This is a genomic window from Bradyrhizobium sp. F1.13.3, assembly GCF_040548265.1.
In the GTDB taxonomy this organism is placed as follows: Bacteria; Pseudomonadota; Alphaproteobacteria; order Rhizobiales; family Xanthobacteraceae; genus Bradyrhizobium.
Map to the genome: position 1 here is coordinate 680,189 of NZ_JBEPRI010000001.1, position 22,327 is coordinate 702,515.

General features: G+C 65.3%; 18 protein-coding genes and 1 pseudogene. 13 read left to right on the forward strand and 6 right to left on the reverse strand.

The features are described from left to right. The first annotated feature begins 9 nt into the window (after nt 1-9). From ABIB66_RS03130 to ABIB66_RS03145, 4 genes are read left to right on the forward strand one after another with little or no spacing between them, the layout of a single operon-like run. Nucleotides 10-1,017: an ABC transporter ATP-binding protein gene (locus ABIB66_RS03130; protein ID WP_354206616.1), complete on the forward strand. Its 1,008-nt coding sequence runs from the start codon at nt 10-12 to the stop codon at nt 1,015-1,017. Nucleotides 1,018-1,057: 40 nt separating this feature from the next. Then, the gene (locus ABIB66_RS03135) at nt 1,058-1,831 is read left to right on the forward strand and encodes an SDR family NAD(P)-dependent oxidoreductase (protein WP_354206614.1); all 774 of its coding nucleotides are present in this window, start codon (nt 1,058-1,060) and stop codon (nt 1,829-1,831) included. Nucleotides 1,832-1,869: 38 nt separating this feature from the next. Continuing rightward, a complete protein-coding gene (locus ABIB66_RS03140) occupies nt 1,870-3,516 on the forward strand; it encodes an FGGY-family carbohydrate kinase (RefSeq protein ID WP_354206612.1) in 1,647 nt (548 codons plus the stop codon). A 5-nt stretch (nt 3,517-3,521) separates the two neighbouring features. Beyond that, entirely contained in the window at nt 3,522-4,457 is a 936-nt protein-coding gene (locus tag ABIB66_RS03145) for a carbohydrate kinase family protein (RefSeq protein ID WP_354206610.1), read from the forward strand. A 6-nt stretch (nt 4,458-4,463) separates the two neighbouring features. On the opposite strand, the gene ABIB66_RS03150 is transcribed toward ABIB66_RS03145, so the two are convergent. Continuing rightward, a complete protein-coding gene (locus ABIB66_RS03150; protein ID WP_354206608.1) occupies nt 4,464-5,351 on the reverse strand; it encodes a LysR family transcriptional regulator in 888 nt (295 codons plus the stop codon). A 120-nt stretch (nt 5,352-5,471) separates the two neighbouring features. Here ABIB66_RS03150 and ABIB66_RS03155 point away from each other — a divergent pair, with 120 nt between their 5' ends. The 7 genes and pseudogenes from ABIB66_RS03155 (at nt 5,472) to ABIB66_RS03185 (ending at nt 13,903) form a co-directional block, all read left to right on the forward strand. Beyond that, entirely contained in the window at nt 5,472-6,893 is a 1,422-nt protein-coding gene (locus tag ABIB66_RS03155; RefSeq protein ID WP_354206606.1) for an amidase, read from the forward strand. 277 nt (nt 6,894-7,170) lie between these two features. Continuing rightward, nucleotides 7,171-8,121, forward strand: coding sequence for an ABC transporter permease (locus ABIB66_RS03160; RefSeq protein WP_354206604.1), 951 nt, complete (start codon nt 7,171-7,173; stop codon nt 8,119-8,121). After that, complete coding sequence (locus ABIB66_RS03165; protein ID WP_354206602.1) at nt 8,118-9,011, forward strand: ABC transporter permease; 894 nt, start codon at nt 8,118-8,120, stop codon at nt 9,009-9,011. Before ABIB66_RS03160 ends, ABIB66_RS03165 begins: the two co-directional genes overlap by 4 nt. Nucleotides 9,012-9,013: 2 nt before the next feature. Beyond that, entirely contained in the window at nt 9,014-10,027 is a 1,014-nt protein-coding gene (locus ABIB66_RS03170) for an ABC transporter ATP-binding protein (protein WP_354206600.1), read from the forward strand. Beyond that, nucleotides 10,024-11,028: an ABC transporter ATP-binding protein gene (locus ABIB66_RS03175; RefSeq protein WP_354206598.1), complete on the forward strand. Its 1,005-nt coding sequence runs from the start codon at nt 10,024-10,026 to the stop codon at nt 11,026-11,028. The genes ABIB66_RS03170 and ABIB66_RS03175 overlap by 4 nt, the downstream gene beginning before the upstream one ends. A 53-nt stretch (nt 11,029-11,081) precedes the next feature. After that, the gene (locus ABIB66_RS03180; RefSeq protein WP_354206596.1) at nt 11,082-12,578 is read left to right on the forward strand and encodes an ABC transporter substrate-binding protein; all 1,497 of its coding nucleotides are present in this window, start codon (nt 11,082-11,084) and stop codon (nt 12,576-12,578) included. Between the two features lie 351 nt (nt 12,579-12,929). Next, nucleotides 12,930-13,903 (forward strand): annotated as a pseudogene (locus ABIB66_RS03185) (magnesium transporter CorA family protein). 43 nt (nt 13,904-13,946) lie between these two features. On the opposite strand, the gene ABIB66_RS03190 reads toward ABIB66_RS03185, so the two are convergent. Together ABIB66_RS03190 and ABIB66_RS03195 are read right to left on the reverse strand one after the other, a co-directional pair. Beyond that, nucleotides 13,947-14,573: an alpha/beta hydrolase gene (locus ABIB66_RS03190; RefSeq protein WP_354206592.1), complete on the reverse strand. Its 627-nt coding sequence runs from the start codon at nt 14,571-14,573 to the stop codon at nt 13,947-13,949. Beyond that, a complete protein-coding gene (locus ABIB66_RS03195) occupies nt 14,570-15,508 on the reverse strand; it encodes a ring-cleaving dioxygenase (protein WP_354254110.1) in 939 nt (312 codons plus the stop codon). Before ABIB66_RS03195 ends, ABIB66_RS03190 begins: the two co-directional genes overlap by 4 nt. Before the next feature lie 129 nt (nt 15,509-15,637). Between ABIB66_RS03195 and ABIB66_RS03200 the strand changes: the two genes are divergently transcribed. Then, complete coding sequence (locus tag ABIB66_RS03200) at nt 15,638-16,549, forward strand: LysR family transcriptional regulator (protein WP_354206588.1); 912 nt, start codon at nt 15,638-15,640, stop codon at nt 16,547-16,549. A 52-nt stretch (nt 16,550-16,601) separates the two neighbouring features. On the opposite strand, the gene ABIB66_RS03205 is transcribed toward ABIB66_RS03200, so the two are convergent. The 3 genes from ABIB66_RS03205 to ABIB66_RS03215 all read right to left on the reverse strand — a co-directional run bounded on the left by ABIB66_RS03205 (nt 16,602) and on the right by ABIB66_RS03215 (nt 21,262). Beyond that, nucleotides 16,602-17,483 (reverse strand): alpha/beta fold hydrolase, encoded by an 882-nt coding sequence (locus tag ABIB66_RS03205; RefSeq protein WP_354207331.1) that lies wholly within the window; start codon nt 17,481-17,483, stop codon nt 16,602-16,604. Nucleotides 17,484-17,558: 75 nt separating this feature from the next. After that, a complete protein-coding gene (locus ABIB66_RS03210) occupies nt 17,559-20,234 on the reverse strand; it encodes a hybrid sensor histidine kinase/response regulator (protein ID WP_354206586.1) in 2,676 nt (891 codons plus the stop codon). Further along, nucleotides 20,231-21,262 carry an ABC transporter substrate-binding protein gene (locus ABIB66_RS03215; RefSeq protein ID WP_354206584.1) on the reverse strand — a complete coding sequence of 344 codons (1,032 nt, stop codon included), beginning with the start codon at nt 21,260-21,262 and terminating at the stop codon, nt 20,231-20,233. The genes ABIB66_RS03210 and ABIB66_RS03215 overlap by 4 nt, the downstream gene beginning before the upstream one ends. 294 nt (nt 21,263-21,556) lie before the next feature. Between ABIB66_RS03215 and ABIB66_RS03220 the strand changes: the two genes are divergently transcribed. Beyond that, nucleotides 21,557-22,327 carry a hypothetical protein gene (locus ABIB66_RS03220; protein WP_275167621.1) on the forward strand — a complete coding sequence of 257 codons (771 nt, stop codon included), beginning with the start codon at nt 21,557-21,559 and terminating at the stop codon, nt 22,325-22,327.

The following is a 22,327-nucleotide window of genomic DNA, read 5'->3' on the forward strand; positions in this document are numbered from 1 at the left end:
TGCCGGATCATGGGACAGATCACACTTCAGGACGTGCAGAAATCCTTCGGCCCCGTGCACATCATCAAGGGCGCGGACCTGGAGATTTCCGACGGGTCGTTCGTGGTGTTCGTGGGGCCATCGGGCTGCGGCAAGACCACGCTCTTGCGGCTGATCGCGGGGCTCGAGGACGTCTCCGGGGGCAAGATCCTGATCGACGGCAAGAACGTGGTCGACACGCCGCCGGCCAAGCGCGGGCTCTCGATGGTGTTCCAGTCCTACGCGCTCTATCCGCATATGAGCGTGCGCGGCAACATCGGCTTCGGCCTGAAGATGGCGGGGCTGGCCAAGGACGAGATCAACCGCAAGGTCGAGGCCGCCGCCGCAACGCTGAACCTCACGCCCTATCTCGATCGCAAGCCGCGCGAGCTCTCCGGCGGCCAGCGCCAGCGCGTCGCGATCGGCCGTGCCATCGTCCGCGAGCCCAAGGCATTTTTGTTCGACGAGCCGCTCTCCAACCTCGATGCGGCGCTGCGTGTGCAGATGCGGATCGAAGTGACGCGGCTCCAGAAGCAGCTCGGCACCACCGCGATCTATGTCACCCACGACCAGGTCGAGGCCATGACCATGGCCGACAAGATCGTCGTGCTCAACGGCGGCAAGATCGAGCAATACGGCTCGCCGCTGGATCTCTACGAGAAGCCGGCCAACCTGTTCGTCGCCGGCTTCATCGGTTCGCCCAAGATGAACTTCGTGACCGGTGAGCACGCCTTGCAGAAGGGCGCGGCCACGATCGGCGTACGGCCGGAGCATCTCAAGATCGAACGCGACGGCTCCGGCGGTTGGCAGGGAACGATCGCAGTGGCCGAGCATCTCGGCAGCGACACCTTCCTCTATGTCGATGCCGGTCCGCTCGGCATGCTGACGGCGCGCTACATCGGTGAATTGAGCCTGCACGCCGGCGACCATGTGTCGCTGGTGCCGGAGCCCGCGCGCATCCATCGCTTCGACGCAAGCGGCAACGCCATCAGGGCCTGACAAGAAACGGCAAGAAACGGCAAGAATCGGAAACAGCAACATGTACCTGGAAAAATTCAAACTGAACGGCAAGACCGCGTTCATCACCGGCGGCGGGCAAGGCATCGGGCTCGCCTGCGCCGAAGCGCTGGCTGAAGCCGGCGCCAGGGTCGTCATCGGCGATCGTGACAGCAAGGTCGCCGACAGTGCGAAAGCCAGCCTGAAGGGCAAGGGCTTCGACGCCGAGACGGCGATCATGGACGTCACCGACACCAAGCGCGTGGCGGAGGTCGCGAACGACCTCGTCGCGCGCCACGGCAAGGTCGACATCCTCGTCAACAACGCCGGCATTGCGCGCAGCGAGACGCCGGCGGAGACCGTGACCGACGAGCACTGGCTCAACGTCATCGACGTCAATCTCAACGGCACCTTCTGGTGCTGCCGCGAATTCGGCAAGCACATGCTGAAAGCGAAGAGCGGCGCCATCGTCAATGTCGGATCGATGTCCGGCTTCATCGTCAACAAGCCGCAGGAGCAGTGCTTCTACAATGCCTCCAAGGCCGGCGTGCACCATCTCACGAAATCGCTCGCCGCCGAATGGGGCGCGCGCGGCATCCGCGTCAACGCGGTGGCGCCGACCTATATCGAGACGCCGCTCAACGCCTTCGTGAAGAGCAATCCGAGAATGTACGACGCCTGGATCGGTGGAACCCCGATGGCGCGGATGGGGCAGGTCGAGGAGATCGCCTCCGTGGTGTTGTTCCTCTCGTCCGAGGCCGCGAGCCTGATGACCGGCAGTGTCGTGGTGGTGGATGGCGGCTACACTTGCTGGTAGGCTTGCGTCAAAACTGACGAGAGCTTCCGGGGGCGACAATGCCGCGAGCGTATATCGGCGTCGATGTAGGGACCACGAGCACGCGAGCAGGGGTGTTCGACGAGGCGGGCACCTTGCTGGCGATCGCACGGCATCCGATCAGGATATGGCACGAGGCCGGTGACATCGTCGAACAGTCGTCCCAGGATATCTGGGACGCTTGCACGGCGTCGGTGCGGGCCGCGATGGCGGAAGCTGCAATCGCGCCCGATAGCGTCGGCGGTATCGGTTTCGACGCCACTTGCTCTCTCGTGGTGCTCGACCGGCAAGGCGAGCCGCTCACCGTCAGCGCTTCCGGTGACAGGCAGCGCAACGTCATCGTCTGGATGGATCACCGCGCCACGGCCGAGGCGCGGCTGATCAACGAGACCGGTGACCCCGTGCTGCGTTATGTCGGCGGCTCGATCTCGCCGGAGATGGAGATGCCGAAACTGCTATGGTTGAAGCGGCATCTGCGCGCGAGCTTCGACGCTGCAGGGCACTTCTTCGATCTGGCGGATTACCTGACCTGGCGCGCCACCGGCTCGTTGCAGCGCTCGACCTGCACCGTCACCTGCAAATGGAACTACCTCGCGCATGACGGCGGTGGCTGGAGCGCGCCATTCTTCAAGCGCATCGGCCTGTCGGACTTCGTCAACGAGAAATACGCACGCATCGGCACCGAAATCGTCGCGCCCGGCACGCGGCTCGGCGCCGGTCTAACCGGTACGGCAGCTGCCGATCTTGGCTTGCCACCGGGCACGCCGGTCGGAGCGTCCCTGATCGATGCCCATGCCGGCGGCATCGGCGCGATCGGCGGGCGCGACGGGTCGGGCGGGATGAGCGATGTTGGCGATCGTCTCGCCTACATCATGGGAACGTCGGCCTGCATCATGGCGACGACGAAAGAACCGTGCTTCGTGCCGGGCGTGTGGGGTCCTTATTACTCCGGCATGGTGCCGAATTTCTGGCTCAACGAGGGCGGGCAGTCGGCTGCGGGCGCTGCGATCGACCATCTTCTCAAGTCGCATCCCGGCCACGCCGAGGCGAGCGCGGCGGCGCGCAGCGAGGGCCTCGACCTTATCGAGTTTCTCGAGCGCCGCATCATCGCACGCACAGGCGGCGCCAGCCGTGTCGCGCTGCTGGCCCGCGACGTCCATGTGCTGCCCGAGTTCATTGGCAACCGCTCGCCCTACGCCGATCCTGACACGCGCGCGGTGATCGCGGGCCTCGATCTCGACACCGACATCGCCTCGATGGAACGGCTGTTCGTCGCCGGTCTGTGCGGGCTCGCCTATGGACTTGCCGAGGTGATCGAGGCTTTTGCCGCGCATGGCGTCCACTCCAGCATCATGATTATGGGCGGCGGCGCCAGCCGCAGTCCGCTGGTGCGGCAGATCATGGCCGACACGACTGGCCTCACCGTGGCGCTGCCGCAGACCAGGGAGCCGGTGCTGCTCGGGGCTGCCATGCTCGGCGCGGTTGCCGGCGGCGCCTATGGCTCGATCGGGGAGACCATGGCAAAGATGTCGGCGCTGGGACGGAAGAGCGAGGCGACCACGCCCGACATCGCCGCCTTTCACGCCCGCAAGCGCGAGGTCTACAAGTTGCTGCGCGAGGTCGATCGCGGCAGCCGCGCCGCGATGCGTGGAATGGCCGGGGGTTGAAACGGATGTTGATTTCCTGCGGCGATGCGCTGATCGATTTCGTCCCGACGCGAAACACCGACGGGCGCGAAGCGGTGATGCCGGCGGTCGGCGGCTCCTGCCTCAACGTCGCAATCGGCATGGCGCGGCTCGGCGCGCCGACCGGCTTTGTCGGCGGCATCTCGACGGACATGTTCGGGCGCATGATCGCCGACCACGCCGCTGCATCCAATGTCGAGCTCGCCCTCGCCACAAACAGCGATCACCAGACCACGCTTGCCTTCGTTCGCATCGTCGCCGGCGAGTCGCATTATGCTTTCTACGATGCCGAGACCGCCACGCGGAACTGGACCTACCGGCGCGGCTCCATTGCGTTCTATACGGTTGAAGCCCTCCATGTCGGCTCGACCACACTCGTTAACGACCAAGGCGCGACCGAGACCAAGGCCCTGATCGCGGACGCACGGGCGTCCTCGACAATCTCCTTTGATCCGAACTGCCGGCCCAACCTCGTGAAGGACAAGCCGGCTTATCTCGCGCGCATGGCCGAGTTTGCGACCAGCGCCGATCTCATCAAGATGTCGGACGTCGATTTTACCTATCTGTTCGCCGACGAGCCGTATCACCAGCGTGCGAGCACGCTGCTCGCACGCGGCGCGAGCCTCGTCGTCATCACCCGTGGTGACAACGGTGCGATCGCGTGGCATGCGGGGGCAGGGCAGATCGAGGTCGCCGCCCCCAAGGTCGTGGTCGCCGACACCATCGGCGCGGGTGACAGTTTTCAGGCGGCGTTGTTGTTCGCCCTGCACAAGCAGGGACGGCTCGCCCGACAGCAACTGAAGGATATCGGCGCGGACGAGCTTCGCCGTGCACTGTCCTTTGCCGCCAATTGCGCCGGGCTAACCTGCACCCGTCCGGGCGCCGATCCGCCCTGGAGTCACGAGATCAGTTGGAGCTCGTAGGCCGCCTCACAGCCGCGCGACCGCCTTCTCGGCGCATTTCAGGAAGGTGCGGATCAGCGGACTCTGGGAGTCCCGCCGCCAACAGACCGCGATATCGATGGAGTCGGTGGCGTCCCGCAGCGGCCGGAACACGACCCCGCGCGGCGCCCCGAGCTGCGCGCAGGCGGGCAGGATGGCGAGGCCTTCACCGGCGAGAACCAGGCTCATCGCCGAATGCACCGTCTCCACCCGGCTCGCAATCGGCATTACGATCTGGTGCCGCCGCAGCAGGGCCGCGACCGCGGAGGAGGAGGGGTCCCGCTCCGGCGGCGGCAGCGCGATCAGCGGACGGCCCTGGAGTCGTATCATTGGCACCGCGCTCAGGCGCGCAAGCGGCGAACGGTTTGGCACCGCCAGCATGAACGGCTGCGCGCCGATCCGGGTCACCTGGATCTCGGGATGGTGGATCACCGGCATGCACAACGCGACCGTGACGCTGCGATCGAGCAGCCGGGCCTCGCGCGTCGAGGCACTGAGCTCGGCGAAATCAAGATCGACGCCGGGAATGGATCGCCGCAGTTCGGGGATGAGGCGCGGCAGCATCGCGTTCGCCAGCACGAACATGTAACCGACGGACAGCCGACCACGGCTGCCGGCCGCGACCGCGCGTGCGGCTTCGATGCCGTCCGCCGCCAGCGCCAGCGCCTCGCCGGCGCGCGCCAGCAGTGCCTGGCCCGCGTCGGTCAAATCCATGCCGCGCGTGCCGCGGCGGAACAGCGGTGCACCGACCTCGGCCTCCAGCTTGCGGATCTGGACCGAGAGCGGCGGCTGCGCCATCCGCAGCCGCTCGGCAGCCTTGCCGACACTGCGCGCCTCGGCGACGGCGACGAAATAGCGGAGCCGGCGAAGATCCATTGGCATACCGAAAATGTATGGGTTGGTGTTCAAAATCGTATTGGCGGCGAGTTAACAAAACTGTCATCCTGGCTGTCAATGCTATCGGCCACCGGCGGCCGGCTTCGGAGCGATGTGACGATGAACGGCGATCCTTGCCAGCTATCCGCAACCGTGCTGCGCGGCCTCATCGCGACAAAGCAGATATCGCCCGTCGAGCTCACCCGCGCGGTGCTCGCCCGTGCCGAGGCGCTCCAGCCCGAGCTGAACTGCTTCATCACGATCTGCGGCGACGAGGCGCTTGCGGCTGCGCGCGAGGCCGAGCGCAAGGTGATGGCCGGCGAGCCGCTCGGCCTGCTGCACGGCATTCCCGTCACCGTCAAGGACATCGTCAACACCAAGGGCGTCAAGACCACCTTCGGTGCCGTTCCCTACAAGGACAACGTGCCGGCCGAGGACGCCGTCGCGGTCGCGCGGCTCCGCGCGCAAGGCGCGATCCTGATCGGCAAGACCACGACGCCCGAATTCGGCAGCAAGTGCCTGACCGACTCGCCGCTGTTCGGCCGCACCCTCAATGCGTGGAGCGCCGAGCGCTCCTCCGGCGGCTCCAGCGGCGGCGCAGCGGTGGCGGTGGCGAGCGGCATCGCGCCACTTGCGATCGCGACCGATGGCGGCGGCTCGACGCGGATTCCCGCCGCCTGCAACGGCGTGGTCGGGCTGAAGCAGAGCAACGGCGTCATCCCACACAGCCAGGCGCTGGACGCGTTCGGCAACCAGACCTATGTCACGCCGATGACTCGGACCGTCGCCGACACCGCACTGATGATGCAGGCGATGGCCGGCGAGGATTCCTGCGATCCCTGGTCGATCGGCATTCCCGTGACCGACTTCGTCGGCACGGCCACCCCGCGCGGCGATCTGCGTGGGCAGAAAATCCTGTACTGCCTCTCGCCGCCCGGACGCCCCGTCTCTGCCGATGTCGAGGCCGGCTTCAAGGCGAGCCTCGATCGGCTCGCGGGCCTGGGTGCCGAGCTCGAGGAGTTTTCGGGCGAGGGGTTCGACATCGAGCCGATCTGGCGCGCCATCAATCACACGGTCTGGCGGACGCGCTTTGCAAAACTCGCAGCCGAGTATGGGCACGCGCTGAGCGAGGCCTTCCTCAAGCAGCTTGCGCTTGCCACCGACGTCAGCGGCGTCGCCTATCAAGAGGCGATGTTCGCGCGCGCGGCGCTGTTCCGCCGGGTGCAATCCCTGCTTGCGCGCGGGCATCTGCTGGCGATGCCGACCATCACCCGCACCGCGCTGCACATCGATCAGGACCTGTTCGGCACCATCGAGATCGACGGCAAGCACTTTGACAGCGTCCGGCCGCACTGGTTCCCCTGGACCATGCCGTTCAACATGACCGGACACCCCGCGATCAGTCTGCCCTGCGGCTTCGGCCGCGATGGCCTGCCGATCGGATTGCAACTCGTGGGCCGCTTCCGCGCCGATGCGGACTTGCTGCGCGTAAGCGCGCTGTTCGAGGCCTCGCATGACCTCCTGTCCCGCTGGCCGGCTTGAGCAGATGGGCATGCAGCAAAGCACTTGCCTCCGGCCCTCGGACATGTTGATCGTGCCGCGGATGCCCCCTGAATCCGAACGCCCATGAGCCTATTTGTCCCCGTGCGGCATGACGCCCGCATCCGCCTCGGTGTCGTCCTGGCGAAAGCCAGGACCCATACCGCGGAATTGATCGGTGACGGGCAGTGCCAGTACCGAACGACGAGTCTTAGCCAAACTGCTCCCTGGGGGTATGGGTCCTGGCCTTCGCCAGGACGACGTCGGAGCTCGTGAGCGCATGAGTGTATTTGTCCTCCGACGTGTGCTGACCTTGCTGGCGACGCTGGTCGGCGCTTCCGTGATCATTTTCCTGGTGCTGGATGCTCTTCCGGGCAACGCCGCGCAGATGCTGATGGGCGCCGATGCCTCGCCAGATGCGGTCCGCGCGCTCACCGTCAAGCTCGGGCTCGATCAGCCGCTGGCGGTTCGCTATTTGCGATGGATCAAGGGGCTGCTCGTCGGCGATCTCGGCAACTCCTATGTCTACGGCACCCCGGTTGCTGCCTTGATCGCGGAGCGGCTGGTGCTGACCATTCCGCTCGCGATGATGTCCATGCTGATCACGGTGACGCTGGCGCTCTCGGCCGGCATCTACACCGCCGCCAACCACAACAAGCTCGGCGATGTCGGGGTGATGTCGCTGACGCAGGTGGGCATCGCGCTGCCGAATTTCTGGTTCGCGATCCTGCTGGTGCTGTTGTTCTCGGTGCGGCTGCAATGGCTGTCCGCGGGCGGCTTTCCCGGTTGGGAGGACGGCATCTGGCCCGGCATCAAGTCGCTGCTGCTGCCGGCGATCTCGCTCGCGGTGGTGCAGGCCGCGATCCTCGCGCGCGTCACGCGTTCTGCGGTGCTGGAAGTGCTGCGTGAAGACTTCGTCCGCACGGCGCGCGCAAAAGGCCTCGGCAAGCGCGAGGTGCTGTGGAGCCACGTGCTGCGCAACGCCATGATCCCCGTGATGACCGTGATGGGGCTGCAATTCGCCAATCTGCTCGCCGGCACCATCGTGATCGAGAACGTGTTCTATCTGCCGGGCCTCGGCCGCCTGATCTTCCAGTCGATCGCCAACCGCGACCTCATCGTGGTGCGCAACTGCGTGATGCTGCTCGCGACCATGGTGGTCATCGTCAATTTCGTGGTCGACGTGCTCTATGCCTTCGTCGATCCCCGCATCAAGGTGCACGATCTGTGAGTGATCCGCTCGTCACCCTCGTCGATGCGCCGGCCTTAGCGCGCCCTCTGCCGGCCCGGACCTTCTGGCGCCGCGCGCTGCGTCATCGCAGCTTCGTGCTCGGCGGCGCGCTGAGCCTGCTGGTGCTCGCCTCGGCGCTGCTGTCGCTGCTGTGGACGCCCTGGTCGCCTTATGAGATCGACATTGCCTCAAAGCTCCGGCCGCCCTCGGCCGCGCACTGGCTCGGCACCGACGTCTTCGGCCGCGACATCGTCTCGCTGCTGCTCGCCGGCGCCCGCTCCACCATCATGGTCGGCATCATCGCGGTCAGCATCGGCCTCACCTTCGGCGTCTGTCTCGGCCTGATCGCGTCGGCCAAGCGCGGCTGGACCGAAGAGATCATCATGCGCTTCTCCGATTTCACCTTCGCCTTTCCGGCCGTGCTCTCCGCCATCATGCTCGCTGCGGTCGTCGGGCCCGGCATGGTGACCTCGATCGTCGCCATCGGCATCTTCCAGATTCCCACGCTGATCCGGCTGACGCGCGGCTCGGCCAACGCGATCTGGGCGCGTGAATTCGTGCTGGCCGCGCGCGCGGCGGGGAAGGGCAAGTTTCGCATCACCATCGAGCACGTGCTGCCCAACATCCTCTCGATCCTGATCGTGCAGGCGACCATCCAGTTCGCGCTTGCGATTCTAGCCGAAGCCGCCTTGTCCTATCTCGGGCTCGGCACGCAGCCGCCGCAACCGTCCTGGGGCCGCATGCTGAACGACGCACAGACGCTGCTGTTCCAGTCGCCGATGCTCGCCGTCTATCCGGGCGCTGCGATTGCAATCGCGGTGCTCGGCCTCAATCTGCTCGGCGACGGGCTGCGCGATCTGCTCGATCCCCGACTGGCGCGGGAGCGATGAGGATGGGCGAGCGCTCGACCATGCCGCTGATCGAGGTCGAAAATCTCGGCGTGCGCCTCAATACCAGCCGCGGGCCTGCACAGGCCGTGCGCGGCGTCAGCTTTGCCCTGAAGCGCGGCGAGACGCTCGGGCTCGTCGGCGAATCCGGCTGCGGCAAGTCGGTGACGGCGTTGTCGCTGATGGGACTGCTGCCGGACAGCGCGGTCGTCACCGGCAGCATCAAGCTGGATGGCGGCGAACTCGCTGGTTTGTCGGACGCGGAGTATTGTCGGCTGCGCGGCAATCGCATCAGCATGATCTTCCAGGAGCCGATGACCGCGCTCAACCCGATGCACACGATCGGCCACCAGGTCGCCGAGCCGCTGCGGCGTCACAGGAAATATTCGGCATCGCAGGCGCGGCGAGAAGCGATCGCCTTGCTCGACCGCGTCGGGCTGCCTGATCCGGCGCGGCGCGTCGATGCCTATCCGCACCAGTTTTCCGGCGGCCAGCGTCAGCGCGTCACGATCGCGATGGCGCTCGCCTGCGAGCCCGACCTGCTGATCGCGGACGAGCCGACCACGGCGCTCGACGTCACCATTCAGGGCCAGATCCTAGACCTCATCGCCGATCTCGTCGAAGAGCGCGGCATGTCGATGATCCTGATCTCGCACGATCTCGGCGTCATCGCCGAGAACGTGCAACGCATGATGGTGATGTACGGCGGCACGATCATCGAGAGCGGACCGACCGACGAGGTGTTCCGCCGGATGGGACATCCCTACACGCAGGGCCTGTTCCGCGCCCGGCCGAAGCTCGGCGCGCGCAAGGGGACGCGGCTGACGACGATATCGGGCACGGTCCCGGAGCTCGCCGATCTGCCTTCCGGTTGCACCTTCGCCGACCGGTGTCCGCTCGTGATCGAGCAGTGCCGGGCCGCGCTTCCACCGATGGTGGACGTTGGACCCGGCCATTTCGTGCGCTGCATCCGGACCGACGTCTCCATGGCCGAACGCGTCGGAGCGCTGACCGTATGAGCACGGCGCCTCTTCTCGACGTGAAGGATCTCGAGCAGCGCTACACGCTGCCGCGTGAAAGCGTATTTCGCCTGCCGGGGCAGGTGCGCGCGCTCAATGGTGTCAGCGTGCGGGTCGAGGCCGGCAAGAGCCTCGGCATCGTCGGCGAATCCGGCTCCGGCAAGTCGACTTTCGCGCGGGTGGTGATGGCGCTGGAGCGGCCGACATCGGGCCAGGTCGCGCTGCTCGGCCGCGACCTCAACCGCATCTCCGCGGACGAGCTGCGCCGCGCCCGCCGAGATTTCCAGATGGTGTTCCAGGATCCCTACGGATCGCTGGACCCACGCCAGACCATCGCGCGCATCGTGGCCGAGCCGCTCACCGTGCTTGATGGCGCCGACCGCAATACGTTCCGCGAGCGCGTCTCCGCGGTGCTGCAGCAGGTGGGCCTGCGTAGTGCCGACATGGAGAAGTATCCGCACGAATTCTCCGGCGGCCAGCGCCAGCGCATCGCCATCGCACGCGCGCTGATCACCCAACCGAAACTGATCGTCGCCGACGAGCCGGTCTCCGCGCTCGACGTCTCCGTGCAGGCGCAAGTCTTGAATCTGATGCAGGACCTCCAGGAGCAGTTCGGCCTCAGTTACGTCCTGATCAGTCACGATCTCGCCGTCGTCGACTATCTCTGCGACGAGGTCGCGGTGATGTATCTCGGCCGCATCGTCGAGCAGGGCCGTCCCGAGGATTTGTTCGAGCGCTGCGCCCATCCCTACACGCGAGCGCTGCTGGATGCCGTGCCGCGGGTGCGCGCCGGCGGCGGCCGGCGGCGGCGCGGGGCTCAGGCGATTGCCTCGCAATCGGCGGTCGCGACCGGATGTCCCTATGTCTCGCGGTGCGCTCTCGCCGACCAGCATTGCCGCGAGGTTCTGCCTGAGCTACGCAAGGTGGGCGAGACGCATCTGGCCGCCTGCCACAAGGCGGAAGCCGTGATGGCGTTGCCGCCATTGCCCGTGGAAGGTTAGCGTCTGCAGCGGGATTGGCGTAGGCTGGGATGAGAGAAGGCCGGGAGTAACGCATGTTCAGGAAACTATCGATCGTCGCATTCGCCGCCGCGCTTGCCGTGGCTCCGTTGCCGGTGCTGGCGCAGTCCAAGAAGGACAGCGTCGTCATGGCGATGGCGCTGGAGCCGCCGGGGCTCGATCCCACCAACGCCGCCGCCGCCGCGATCGCCGAGGTCACGCTCTACAACATCTATGAGACCCTGACCAAGATCAACGAGGACGGCACCACTTCGCCGCTGCTCGCCGAAAGCTGGACTGCATCGCCCGATCTGAAGACCTATACGTTCAAGCTGCGCAAGGGCGTCAAGTTCCACAACGGCGAGCCGTTCGACTCCGCTGCCGTGAAGTTCTCGTTCGAGCGCAATGCTGTGGCCACCAGCACCAACAAGGACAAGAGCCTGTTCCAGAGCTTCGAGAAGGTCGACGCGCCCGATCCCGATACGGTCGTGATCAGCTTGAAGAATTCCGAGCCTAACCTGCCGTTCCTGCTGGGGCAGGCGAGCGGCTCGATCGTCGAGCCGAAGAGCGCTGCGACCAATATCACGCAGCCGGTCGGGACCGGGCCCTATCAGCTGGGCGCCTGGGCCAAGGGCTCCTCGATGACCCTGACCAAATGGGCCGACTACCGCAACGCAGCCGCGATCAAGCTCTCGAAGGTGACGATCCGCTTCATCTCCGATCCGTCCGCGCAGACAGCGGCGCTGCTGTCGGGCGATGTCGACGCGTTTCCTCGCGTGTCTGCCCAGCGCACCATCGCTCAGTTCAAGGCCGATCCGCGCTTCAACGTTATGGTCGGCGGCTCCAGGGCGAAGACCATCGTCGGCATCAACCATCGCAAGAAGCCGCTCGACGATGTTCGCGTGCGCCGTGCGATCCTCGCTGCGATCGATCGCAAGGCGATGATCGACGGCGCGGTCGATGGTTTCGGCACGCCGATCGGCAGCTTCTACGTGCCGAGCGCGTTCGGGTATGTCGACACGACCGGCATCAACCCGTTCGATCCCGAGAAGGCAAAAAAGCTGCTCGCCGAGGCCGGCATCACCACGCCGCTCGAACTCTCGCTGAAGCTGCCGCCGCCGTCTTATGCGCGGCAGGGCGGCGAGATCCTCGCGGCCCAGCTCGCCAAGGTCGGCATCATCGCCAATATCGAGAACGTCGAATGGGCGCAATGGCTGTCGCAGGTATTCGCCGGCAATGGTCCACACAATTTCGACCTCACCATCGTCAGCCATGTCGAACCGTTCGATCTCGTCAAGATCACCGAACAGGACTACTATCTCGGCTACAACAACGAGGCGTTCAACGCGCTGTACAAGCAGATCGTGTCGACGCCGGATGAAGCTGCCCGTGCCAAGCTTCTCGGCGACGCCCAGCGCATGCTGGCCACCGACGCGGTCTCGGGCTATCTGTACCAGCCGCAGCTGATCACCATCACCAACAAGAAGCTGAAGGGCGTCTGGAAGGACGTGCCCCAGTACGAGAACGACTTCTCGACGTGGGCGTGGGAGTAGGGTCGCGGAGGTCGATTGCGTGATGTCGGTGACGATCGCTCCCAACGGAGAGATCGTCACGAGACCGGTCCAAACAAAAACCTGAAAAACAACCCCATGCACAGTAGCCGGGGATAGTCATTTCAATGACTTGCGCGTCACGCAATTGAATGGTTTGCGTTGCGCGATGCCGTTGACCCGTCGGGCAAAACACTGGCATGATGGCATCATCGAAGGAGGCGCGCCCGCTTGGTTTGATTGCGCCGGCCCGATGCTCACCGACTGTGAACGTTCGGAACCCTCATGCGTTAGCTCGGCGCAGGATGGCCGCAGGCCGTGCGATCCGGCGCGAGGGTATGCGGAGTTCGATTCTTGCTCAAACTGTACAGGTGGCCATCCGACGACTGGCAGAAAATCGGCGGGGAGATGCCGTCCGAGATCATCTGGGCGGATCTTTTGGACGCGACCGCAGAAGAAAAGCAGTTCGTCGAACGATTGCTCGGGATCCGCGTTCCGTCCGAGGATTCGCTCAGCGAGATCGAAGCGTCGAGCCGGCTGATCCTCGACAAGGGCACGCTCTATCTCAGCTCGCCTGCGGTCCGGCTCAACGAGGACAACGAGGCCGAGATCACGCCGGTGGGATTCGTCATCGGCCCGCGCGTGCTGGTGACGGTACGCTTCGCGCAGCTGCCGATCTTCGACGACATCGGCAAGCGTATCGGTTCCGATGACAGCCTGGAGAACGGCATGTGCGTGTTCACCAGTCTGGTCGAGGCGATGGTCGACCGTGGGGCCGATGTTCTTGAGCATCTCGGCGCGAAGGTCGACAGGCTCTCGCGGGGCGTCTTCAAAGGCGGGCTCGTCCGCACCCAGCGGCCGGTCCGCTCCAGCCGGCGGATGCGCGAGGCGCTGGAGAACATCGGGGAGTTGGCTGATCGGCTCCCAAGGCGCGCGATGTCCTGCTTGGTGTCGGCCGCGTCGCCTCGTTTGCCGGCGATGTCGGGAGTGAATGGATCACGGCCGCGTCGAAGAAGCGCCTCGAGGCCGTCTCGAAGGATGTCGCTTCGCTCGGCGACTACGAGACGCGATTGTCGGACAAGATCCAGCTTTTGCTCGATGCCGTGCTCGGCTTCATCAACATCCAGCAGAACGAGCTGTTCAAGATCCTGACAATCGTTTCGGTCGTCGGCGTACCGCCCACGATCATGGTCGGCATCTGGGGCATGAACTTCAAGCACATGCCGGAGCTGGACTGGACGTTCGGCTATCCGCTGGCGTGGCTCGCCATCATTGCCAGCGGCGTGCTGCCGCTGATCTGGTTCAAGCGCCGCGGCTGGTTCGAGTAAAGCCGCGGCGCACCGCTCGAAGACGATGCGCCGCTTTTGGGGATCAGGCGACTTCGGCGGCGAATTTGCCGACCCAGTCGCGGGCGAGCGTCAAATCGGCTTGCGACAATTGATGGCCCGCCGGCAACACCTTGTGTTCGACCCGCGCTCCGGCTTCCGACAACAGCGACGCAAGCTTCCCCGAATTGCTCGCCGGAACGATCGGATCAGCCTGCCCTGACAGAAGCAGGACGGGCTTGCCGCCGAGCTCAACCTTCGGCGGATCCGACAGCGGCACCATGGCGCGGAGCAGGATCGCGCCTGCCAACACGTCCGGCTCCAGCAGCAACAGCGCGGCCGCGATGTTGGCGCCGTTGGAGAAGCCGACCGCGACCGGTGCGGCGAGGCCGTAGCGCTGCCGTGCCTCGCTGACGAAGTCGCCGAGCTCGCGCGCGCGCCGCCGCACATCGTCCTCGTCGAACACGCCCTCGGCAAGGCGGCGGAAGAAACGCGGCATGCCATGCTCGAGCACGCGGCCGCGCGGCGAGAGCAGGGCCGAGCCAGGCGAGATCATCTTGCCAAGCCCGAGCAGATCGTTCTCGTCGCCACCAGTGCCGTGCAGCAGCAGGAGCGGAGGAGAGCCCGCGCTGGTCGCGGGCTCGAAACGATGGACGAATGAACTCTCGGTCATGACACGCTCTCTGCCAAATTCGGCAACACAGCCTCGATCTGCTTGCGCTGCGCTTCGAGGAAGCCAGGTAGCTTCAGGTCACGTCCCAGCGTCGCCACGGGCTCGTCGACGGCGAAGCCGGGGATATCGGTCGCGATCTCGAACAGCACGCCGCCGGGCTCGCGGAAGTAGATCGAGCGGAAGTAGTTGCGGTCCCTTTGTTCGGTCGGGTGCAGGCCGTGATTGCTGACGAGCCTCTGCGCCATCTTGCCTTGCTCGGCGTCGTCGGCTGCGCGGAAGGCGATGTGATGCACGGAGCCGCCACCCTGGTGCCCGCGCAGGAAGCCCTTCGCCTCGTAGATGTCGACAACGCTGCCTTCGACATCGCCCGGTGCCTTGAAGCGGATCACCGAGCCTTCACGCGCCATCTCTTTGAAGCCGAACACGTCGGTGAGGACGGCAGCCGTCTTTGCCGCGCTGTCGAGCAGCAAGGTCACGCCGTGGAAGCCGCGGATCGCATGCTCGGCCGGCACGTCGCCGTTGCTCCAGGCGGGCTCGCTCTCGGCACCGGGAATGCCGACGAGCGCGAGCGCCATGCCATCAGGGTCTGTGAACGGCAGAACGGATTCGCCAAAGCGCTTCTCCAGCGCCTCGTAAGCGATGCCCTTCTCGACGAAGCGCTGCGTCCAATAGCCGAGCGAGCGCTGCGGCACGCGGAAGGCGGTCTGGTGGGTCTCGCCGACGCCGCGGCGCCCGGCCGGCACGCCGGCCCACGGAAAGAAGGTCAGGATGGTGCCGGGGCGGCCGGTCTCGTCGCCATAGTAGAAGTGATAGGTGCCGGGATCGTCGAAATTGACCGTCTTCTTGACGAAGCGCAGGCCGAGATCTCGGGTGTAGAAGCCGAAATTCCTGATCGGGTCGCCGGCGATCGCGGTCACATGGTGCAGTCCAGACATTGTCGTCCTCCAACGCTAGGGGAGCGGTCTTGCTCTGGCCGGAAATATCGCTCCGCTTTGAATTGGAGACAATCCATGCAAATATGACGTCTATGTCTACGATTTGGAAACAATCCACGGGGCCGACGCTTGGATAAGGTCGCCAGCCTCCGGGCCTTCGTAAAGGTGGTCGAAAGCGGCAGTTTTGCCGAGGCGGGCCGTCAGTTGCGGCTGTCACGCTCGGCGATCAGCAAATACATCGCCGACCTCGAGGAGAGCCTCGGCGTGCAGCTCCTGAACCGGACCACGCGCCATGCGAGCCCGACCGAGAACGGCCAGCGCTATTTCGAGCGCGCGGTCGTAATCCTGTCGGAGATCGAGGCGGCCGACCAGGCCGTGGCGCAAGCCCAGTCGGCGCCGCGCGGCCTGTTACGCGTCAACGCGCCGATGTCGTTCGGCACCCTGCGGCTCGGGCCGGTGCTTGCCGATTTCATGGCGCGATATCCGGAGCTGCAGCTCCAACTCGTGCTCAGCGACGATCTGCTCGATCCCGTCCAGGACGGCTTTGACGTGACCTTGCGGATCGCGGAATTGGAATCGTCGAGTTTGATCGCGCGAAAAATCATGCCGGTGGCGCGCATGATCTGCGCTTCACCCGATTATCTCGCACGTCACGGCACACCACAACATCCGCAGGATCTCCGCGAGCACACCTCGCTGACCTACGGCTTCCTGCTGACGGGCAATCAGTGGAAGCTCACCGGCACCGACGGTGATCACTGGATCCAGCCGGCTTGGTCGCTCTGTGTCAACAATGCGGAAGTGCTGCGTGATGTCGCGATCAAGGGCAGGGGGCTCGCGCTGCTCCCGGAGTTCATCGCCGCCGGCGCCTTGAGGACAGGCGAGCTGCGGACTGTGCTGGACGAGTATTCGGCGCCGCCGCTCGCGCTCTATGCGGTCTATCCGCCGACCCGGCATCTGTCGGTGAAGGTGCGGCTGTTCATCGATTTTCTGGTCGAGTGGTTCGGCCGGGAGGATGAAGCGTCGGGCCGATTAAAATGACCCGCGCGGAAGGCCCGAGCCGAGATATGTCGGCTCCGCGCGGCGCGCTGCTCTATTTTTTGGTATCGAGGAATTGGCGTATCGCCTTCACGGTCGCCGCCGGTTGCTCTTCCATCAGCCAATGACCGGCGTCCGGAATGACCAATTCGGTGACGTCAGTCGCGGCGTTTCGCATCACGACGGCCTCCGTCGCACCAAAGGATTTCTCACCCCCGACGGCCAGCACGGGAATGGTCAACTTGGTCGCGATCGCCTTCTTGTTGTCCTCGGCGTCGGTTCGGATCGACCTGAACTGGGCGAACGCAGCACGCATGGCGCCCGGCCGCGCATAGAGCGCTGCGTAATGACGGCGTGTCGCTTCCGCGATCCTGGAGGGCGTGCCCGCGAAGTCATTCCAGAAGCGGTCGAGGTAGATGCGCTCGCGGCCCTTGACCAGCCGCTCCATGTCGGGGCCTCCGAGATCAAAATGCCAGAGCTGCGGGCTGCGAACGACCTCGTCCCACGGCGGCACCCCGGGCACCGGGGCATCCATGACGATCAGCTTCTCGGTCAGGTCGCGATATCGGGCCGCGTAGGCATAGGCTACCATGGTTCCGATGTCGTGGCCGACAACGGCGGCCTTTTCGATGCCGAGCGCTGCGAGAACGGCCCGCATGTCGGCCGCCTGGGACCATTTGTCGTAGCCATTGTCGGGCTTGCTCGAGAGGCCCATACCACGCAGATCGGGCACGACAACGGTATGGTCGCGCACGAGGTCAGCGGCGAGCTTGACCCACATGTCGCCGGTATCACCGAAACCGTGGATCAGGATCACGGCAGGCCCCTGACCGCCGACGCGAACATGAATCTGCGTGCCGTTGGCCGCGATGGTTCTGGTCTTGAAGCCGGACGGGAACTGTTCGACCTCGGCGCGCGCGGCAGGGGCGAGCAGCATGAGAACAATGGCGAGATATCTTGCGCGCACCGGCGCCTCCGATCATCTTGTATTTCAGTCAGTGACCGAAGGCTCTTAGGCCGGCCGAAGCAGATCGTCCAGCGCGCTCATCGAGGCCTTCCGAAGCGCGGCGAGCTCGCGGGCGGCGCTGTGGGATTCGGGCGGGGACATCGTGACTGCCGCCAGCTCGACCTCATGGCAGAATTCGAAAAGGCGGACGAGGCCGAGTGCACTCGCGGCGCTCCCGAGTTGATGCGCGCAGCGTGCGAGCTGCGTGGGATCGCCAATCACTGCTGCCTTGGCGATGTCCTCGACCAGCTTTTTGCTCGTCTCTTCCAGTAGGCGGTGGAGTTTTGCGATCTGCGCCGCGCCGAGCAGCTCCTTCTGGTCATCGAGGAAATGCCGGTCGATCAAAGCGCCTGCCGCGAGCTGCGCCGCGGCGGGCTGGTTCTGCGCATCGTCCTCGATCGCCTCACGCAGCGCATTGATCAGGATCGGCTTGCTGACGATCCTGGCAATGCCTGCCCCCGCGAGCCGCTCGCGGGCGCGGCGCGACATGTCGGCGGTTACCGCGATGATGCGCGGCATGGTGGGCACACCGAGCGTTCGAATCCGCGATGCCGCCTCGACGCCGTCCATATCGGGCATGTGCAGATCCATCAGGATGATGTCGAAGGCCTGATCGCGGGCGAGTGCGATGGCCGCCGCGCCGTTCGTGGCGATGGTGGCGTGGTGGCCGAGCCTCTTCAACATCGCTTCGCCGACCTCGCAATTGACGGGGTCGTCGTCGACCAGCAGCACGCGAAGCTGCCGCGATGGCGGCTGGTCCGCGCCTTGCGCGATGCCGTTCGCGGCGAGGCCAAGCGGTATCTCAAGCATGAACGAGCTGCCCGTACCCGGCGTGCTCGCCACCGTCAACTCGCCGCGCATCAGGCGGGTGAGGCGCCGCGCGATCGCCAGTCCGAGGCCCGTGCCGCCAAACCGCCGCGCGATGCTGTCGTCGGCCTGGACGAAATCCTCGAAAATCCGCTCGTGCATGTCGGGCGCGATGCCGATGCCGGTATCGCGAACGGTGATGCGCAGCAGGACATGTTCGTCATGTGCCTCGGCGGCCGCGCTCAAGCCGATGCCGCCGCGCGGGGTGAACTTGATCGCGTTGCCGATCAGATTGAGCAGAATGCGATTGAGCCGCACCGGATCGCCGTGCACGGAGATATTGACCGTCTCATCGCAGGCGAGATCGAAGGTCAGGCCCTTGCCAACGGCCTGCGGACGCATCAGATCGGCGGCCGTTTCGATGAGCTGGTCGAGGCGGAAATCGCGGGTCTCCAGAGTCTCGGCGCTGGCCTCCAGGCGCGCATATTCGAGGATGCCGTCGACCAGCGCGATCAGCGTTTCGCCGGACGCGGCCGCGGTCGTGAGGTGGCGCCGCTGCGCTTCGCCGAGGCTGCCGTCGTCGAGCAGTTGCAGCACGCCCATGACGCCGTTCAGCGGCGTGCGCAGCTCGTGGCTGACGACCGCGAGAAAGCGCGATTTGGTCTCATTGGCCGCCACCGCCGCGCTGCGCGCGCGCTCGGCGGCATCGTGCTCGGCAAGGGCCTGGTCGCGGGTCCTTTCAAGCTCGGAGGTGCGCTCGATTACCTTGCGCTCGAGCGTCGCATAGGATTCGCGCAAATGAGCGGCCATCCGGTTGAACTGGTCGCCGAGCGCCTCCAGCTCGTCACCGGTCTTGATTGCGAGCCGCAGGCCGAGGTCGCCGCTGCCGATCCGCCGGGCGCCCTGCGTCAGGATCTGGATCGGCACGGTCATGCGCCGGCTTAGAAACAGAGAGACCAGCACCGCACATGCGAGCAGGATGACCAGGAGAAAAGTCGAGCGTCCGATCGACGCATAGATCGGCGCATAGGCCTCGGTGAGCGGCAGCTCGACGAACACCAACCAGCCCAGCGAGGGGACCGTCGCATAGGTCGACAGCACGCGTTGACCGGAGAGATCCTCCTTGACCAGGCCGCCGGAGGGCGGCCCGACGCCATCGAGCGCGGCGCGGACGTCGGCATGGCCGGAGAGATCGCTGCGACGCAACGCCGGCCACAAATCGGGATGCGCGATCAACAACCCCATCCGATCGACCACATAGGCCTTGCCGGTGTTGCCGACCCTGATCCCGGCGACGAGATCCCAGATGAAGCGAAGATTGACCTCGGCGACAATCACATCGGGCGTCAGGCCGGTTCCGCGCGTGGCGAGCGTCATGAACGGCTCGGTGTCGCCGAGGAAGTAGACCGGCCCGTAATAGGCGCGGCTTTCATTCGCGCCGCGGAACGCCTGCGAGGCGGAGAGGTCGGCCTTGCTGCCGATCCTGTCCGCGACACGGCGCGACACGCGCACCTGCTCGCGACCCTGCGCGTCGAGCTCGGCGATTTCGGCGATCGCAGGCGAGAGGCGCAGGAGGCGGATGGCGTTCAGACGCTGGTCCTCGTTCGTGGACAGCTCCGGGGGCAGGCGCGAGAGCCATCTGATCTGGCTTTCGATCTGGCCAATGAACTGGCCGATCTGGATGGCGGCGCTTGCTGCCTGCTCGCGCTGGGTCGCCGCCAGTAGCTGTTTCTGCTCGCGATAGGAGAACCAGACGTCGAAGCTGGTGTTGATGGCTAGCGCGGCAAAAGCGAGCGCGACGATCGAGTAGAGGTATTTGCGGAACAGCCGGCCGGGAGGTGGCCGCAAATCTCCCTGGTCGATCGTCTCGTTCACTCGCGGATCTCGTCGGCGCGCGCGAGCAGCGTGAATGGTATCGTCAAATCCAGCGTGCGGGCGACCGTGCGGTTGATCAGGAGTTCGTATTTGCGCGGCGATTGCACCGGCAGATCGCCGGCCTTGGTGCCGCGCAGGATGAGATCGACATAGTCAGCCGAGCGCACTTCGAGCGTCGGCCCGTAGCTCATCAGCCCGCCCGCATCCATGAAATAATGGAAGGGGTAAATCGTGGGCACGCGATATTTGGCGGTCGCCGCGATGATCGCCTGCCGGTTGACCACCAGAAAGCTGTCGACGAGCGCGATCATCGCCGCCTTGGGCGGTTCGGTAAAGCGCCTGACGGCTTCGTCGATGTCCGTTGGCGCGCTGACCGGGGCGGGGACCACGGACACGCCGGACAGTGCAGCCTCTTGCTCGATGGAATCGAGGAAGAAGCGGCCGCCGCGAGGTGTGGTCGCCGGATTGAACAGGATGCCGACGCGCGCAAGATCCGGCACGGCCTCCCGGATGAGCTGAAGCCATTTGCCGCCCATCTCGGCGGTGCTGTTGGTGAAGCCGGTCACATTGCCGCCGGGATGGGCAAGGCTTTCGACGAAGCCGTTGCCGACGGGATCGTTGGCGGTCGCGAACACGATCGGGATGGTCTTGGTGGCTTCCAGGACCGCCGCGGTTTCGACCGTCGAGCCGGTCAGGATCACGTCGGGCTTGAGCGCCAGCAATTCCTGAACCGCGGTCTTCAGTCTATCCGGCGCGCCGAAGGTCGAACGGAGCTCAAAGCGGAAATTGACGCCTTCGACCCAACCTCGCTGCCTCAAGCCCACGATGAGACCACCCAGGCGAGAGGTCGGGCTGTCGATCATGCTTCTTCTGGTCAATTCGTCGTCGAGCCGCAATGCGGTCAGCGATGCGACGACGCGCATGCGATCAGATGTTGCGCCGAGCGCCAGCCATCCCGCAGCGGTGGTGCCCGCAAGGCGAATGAACCCGCGGCGATCGACCGCGAGAGCGGAAGGCCGTTCGGTCATGAATGTCTTTGCATGATGGTTTGCCCCAACCCGATGCTTAGCGCGAACAGCCGGCGTCCACAATTGATGAAAAAATGCGTTTGTGACTGCTCATTCGCAGCGTTTGGCAGCCCGATACCGTATTCCTACGCCGCCAAAGAGTCGCTGTTTCGAACCTTGCCTCCTCCGTGACGCCTTGTAACGCACTGCGGCGTTGCAACATTTTCCGTCTCGGTCGTGATGACGGTTCGGGGAGGCCGATTTCGTAGCTGCCGATTTTTGAAGCGTTGTTTCAAATTTTTTCGAAGGTTTTCGATGCGCAAAATCTATCTCGTTCCGGCCCTCGTTGGCCTGCTCACCACCGTTGCAGCGGGGCCCCTTGCGGCCCAGGGCGCCGTACCAAAGCAGAAAGCTGCGCCGGCACCGAGAGCCGCCGGTGCTGCCCCCGCAGCAGCCGGTACGCCGGTCGCCGCTGGCGCGACGTCGGCAGCCGCCGCCGAGACAGCGGCCCCGGACGACAAGTCCAAAGCGGTCGACTCCAAGGCGATCGACGGCTTCCGCTCCGCCAAATTCGGGATGAACGAGGCCGACGTGCGCGCGGCGATAGCCAAGGATTTCAGCGCAAAGCCCGACGCTATCAGGGCGCAGGACAATGCGTCCGAGCTGACGCACAGCCTGCTCTATTCGGCGCCCGAGCTGCTGCCGAACGGCGGCACCGCGGAGCTATCCTACGTGTTCGGCTACAAGTCGAAGTCGCTGATCCAGATCGGCGCGGTCTGGTCGAAGGGCACCGACACGGCGATCACGCCGGAGAAGCTGTTCTCCAACGCCAACATCCTGCGCGCCCATTTCCTCAGCGAAGGCTTCAAGCCCGACTCCATCGCGGTCAACATGCCCGTCAACGGCGGCATCGTGATGTTCCGCGGCAGCGACGCCAAGGATCGCTCGGTCATCCTGCTGCTCCAAGGCACGTTCGAGAACAAGGACAACAACCAGCGAGTGCTGACGCCGACCAGCCTGCTGTTGTTCTACGTGGCCGACGCCAAGAGCCCCGACATCTTCAAGCTGCCGCCCGGCCAGTTCTGA

Coding starts and splice junctions, on each gene's coding strand:
- ABIB66_RS03130 (WP_354206616.1), top strand. CDS start 10: ATGGGACAGATCACACTTCAGGACGTGCAGAAATCCTTCGGCCCCGTG.
- ABIB66_RS03135 (WP_354206614.1), top strand. CDS start 1,058: ATGTACCTGGAAAAATTCAAACTGAACGGCAAGACCGCGTTCATCACC.
- ABIB66_RS03140 (WP_354206612.1), top strand. CDS start 1,870: ATGCCGCGAGCGTATATCGGCGTCGATGTAGGGACCACGAGCACGCGA.
- ABIB66_RS03145 (WP_354206610.1), top strand. CDS start 3,522: ATGTTGATTTCCTGCGGCGATGCGCTGATCGATTTCGTCCCGACGCGA.
- ABIB66_RS03150 (WP_354206608.1), bottom strand. CDS start 5,351: ATGGATCTTCGCCGGCTCCGCTATTTCGTCGCCGTCGCCGAGGCGCGC.
- ABIB66_RS03155 (WP_354206606.1), top strand. CDS start 5,472: ATGAACGGCGATCCTTGCCAGCTATCCGCAACCGTGCTGCGCGGCCTC.
- ABIB66_RS03160 (WP_354206604.1), top strand. CDS start 7,171: ATGAGTGTATTTGTCCTCCGACGTGTGCTGACCTTGCTGGCGACGCTG.
- ABIB66_RS03170 (WP_354206600.1), top strand. CDS start 9,014: ATGGGCGAGCGCTCGACCATGCCGCTGATCGAGGTCGAAAATCTCGGC.
- ABIB66_RS03175 (WP_354206598.1), top strand. CDS start 10,024: ATGAGCACGGCGCCTCTTCTCGACGTGAAGGATCTCGAGCAGCGCTAC.
- ABIB66_RS03180 (WP_354206596.1), top strand. CDS start 11,082: ATGTTCAGGAAACTATCGATCGTCGCATTCGCCGCCGCGCTTGCCGTG.
- ABIB66_RS03190 (WP_354206592.1), bottom strand. CDS start 14,573: ATGACCGAGAGTTCATTCGTCCATCGTTTCGAGCCCGCGACCAGCGCG.
- ABIB66_RS03195 (WP_354254110.1), bottom strand. CDS start 15,508: ATGTCTGGACTGCACCATGTGACCGCGATCGCCGGCGACCCGATCAGG.
- ABIB66_RS03205 (WP_354207331.1), bottom strand. CDS start 17,483: ATGCTGCTCGCCCCTGCCGCGCGCGCCGAGGTCGAACAGTTCCCGTCC.
- ABIB66_RS03215 (WP_354206584.1), bottom strand. CDS start 21,262: ATGACCGAACGGCCTTCCGCTCTCGCGGTCGATCGCCGCGGGTTCATT.
- ABIB66_RS03220 (WP_275167621.1), top strand. CDS start 21,557: ATGCGCAAAATCTATCTCGTTCCGGCCCTCGTTGGCCTGCTCACCACC.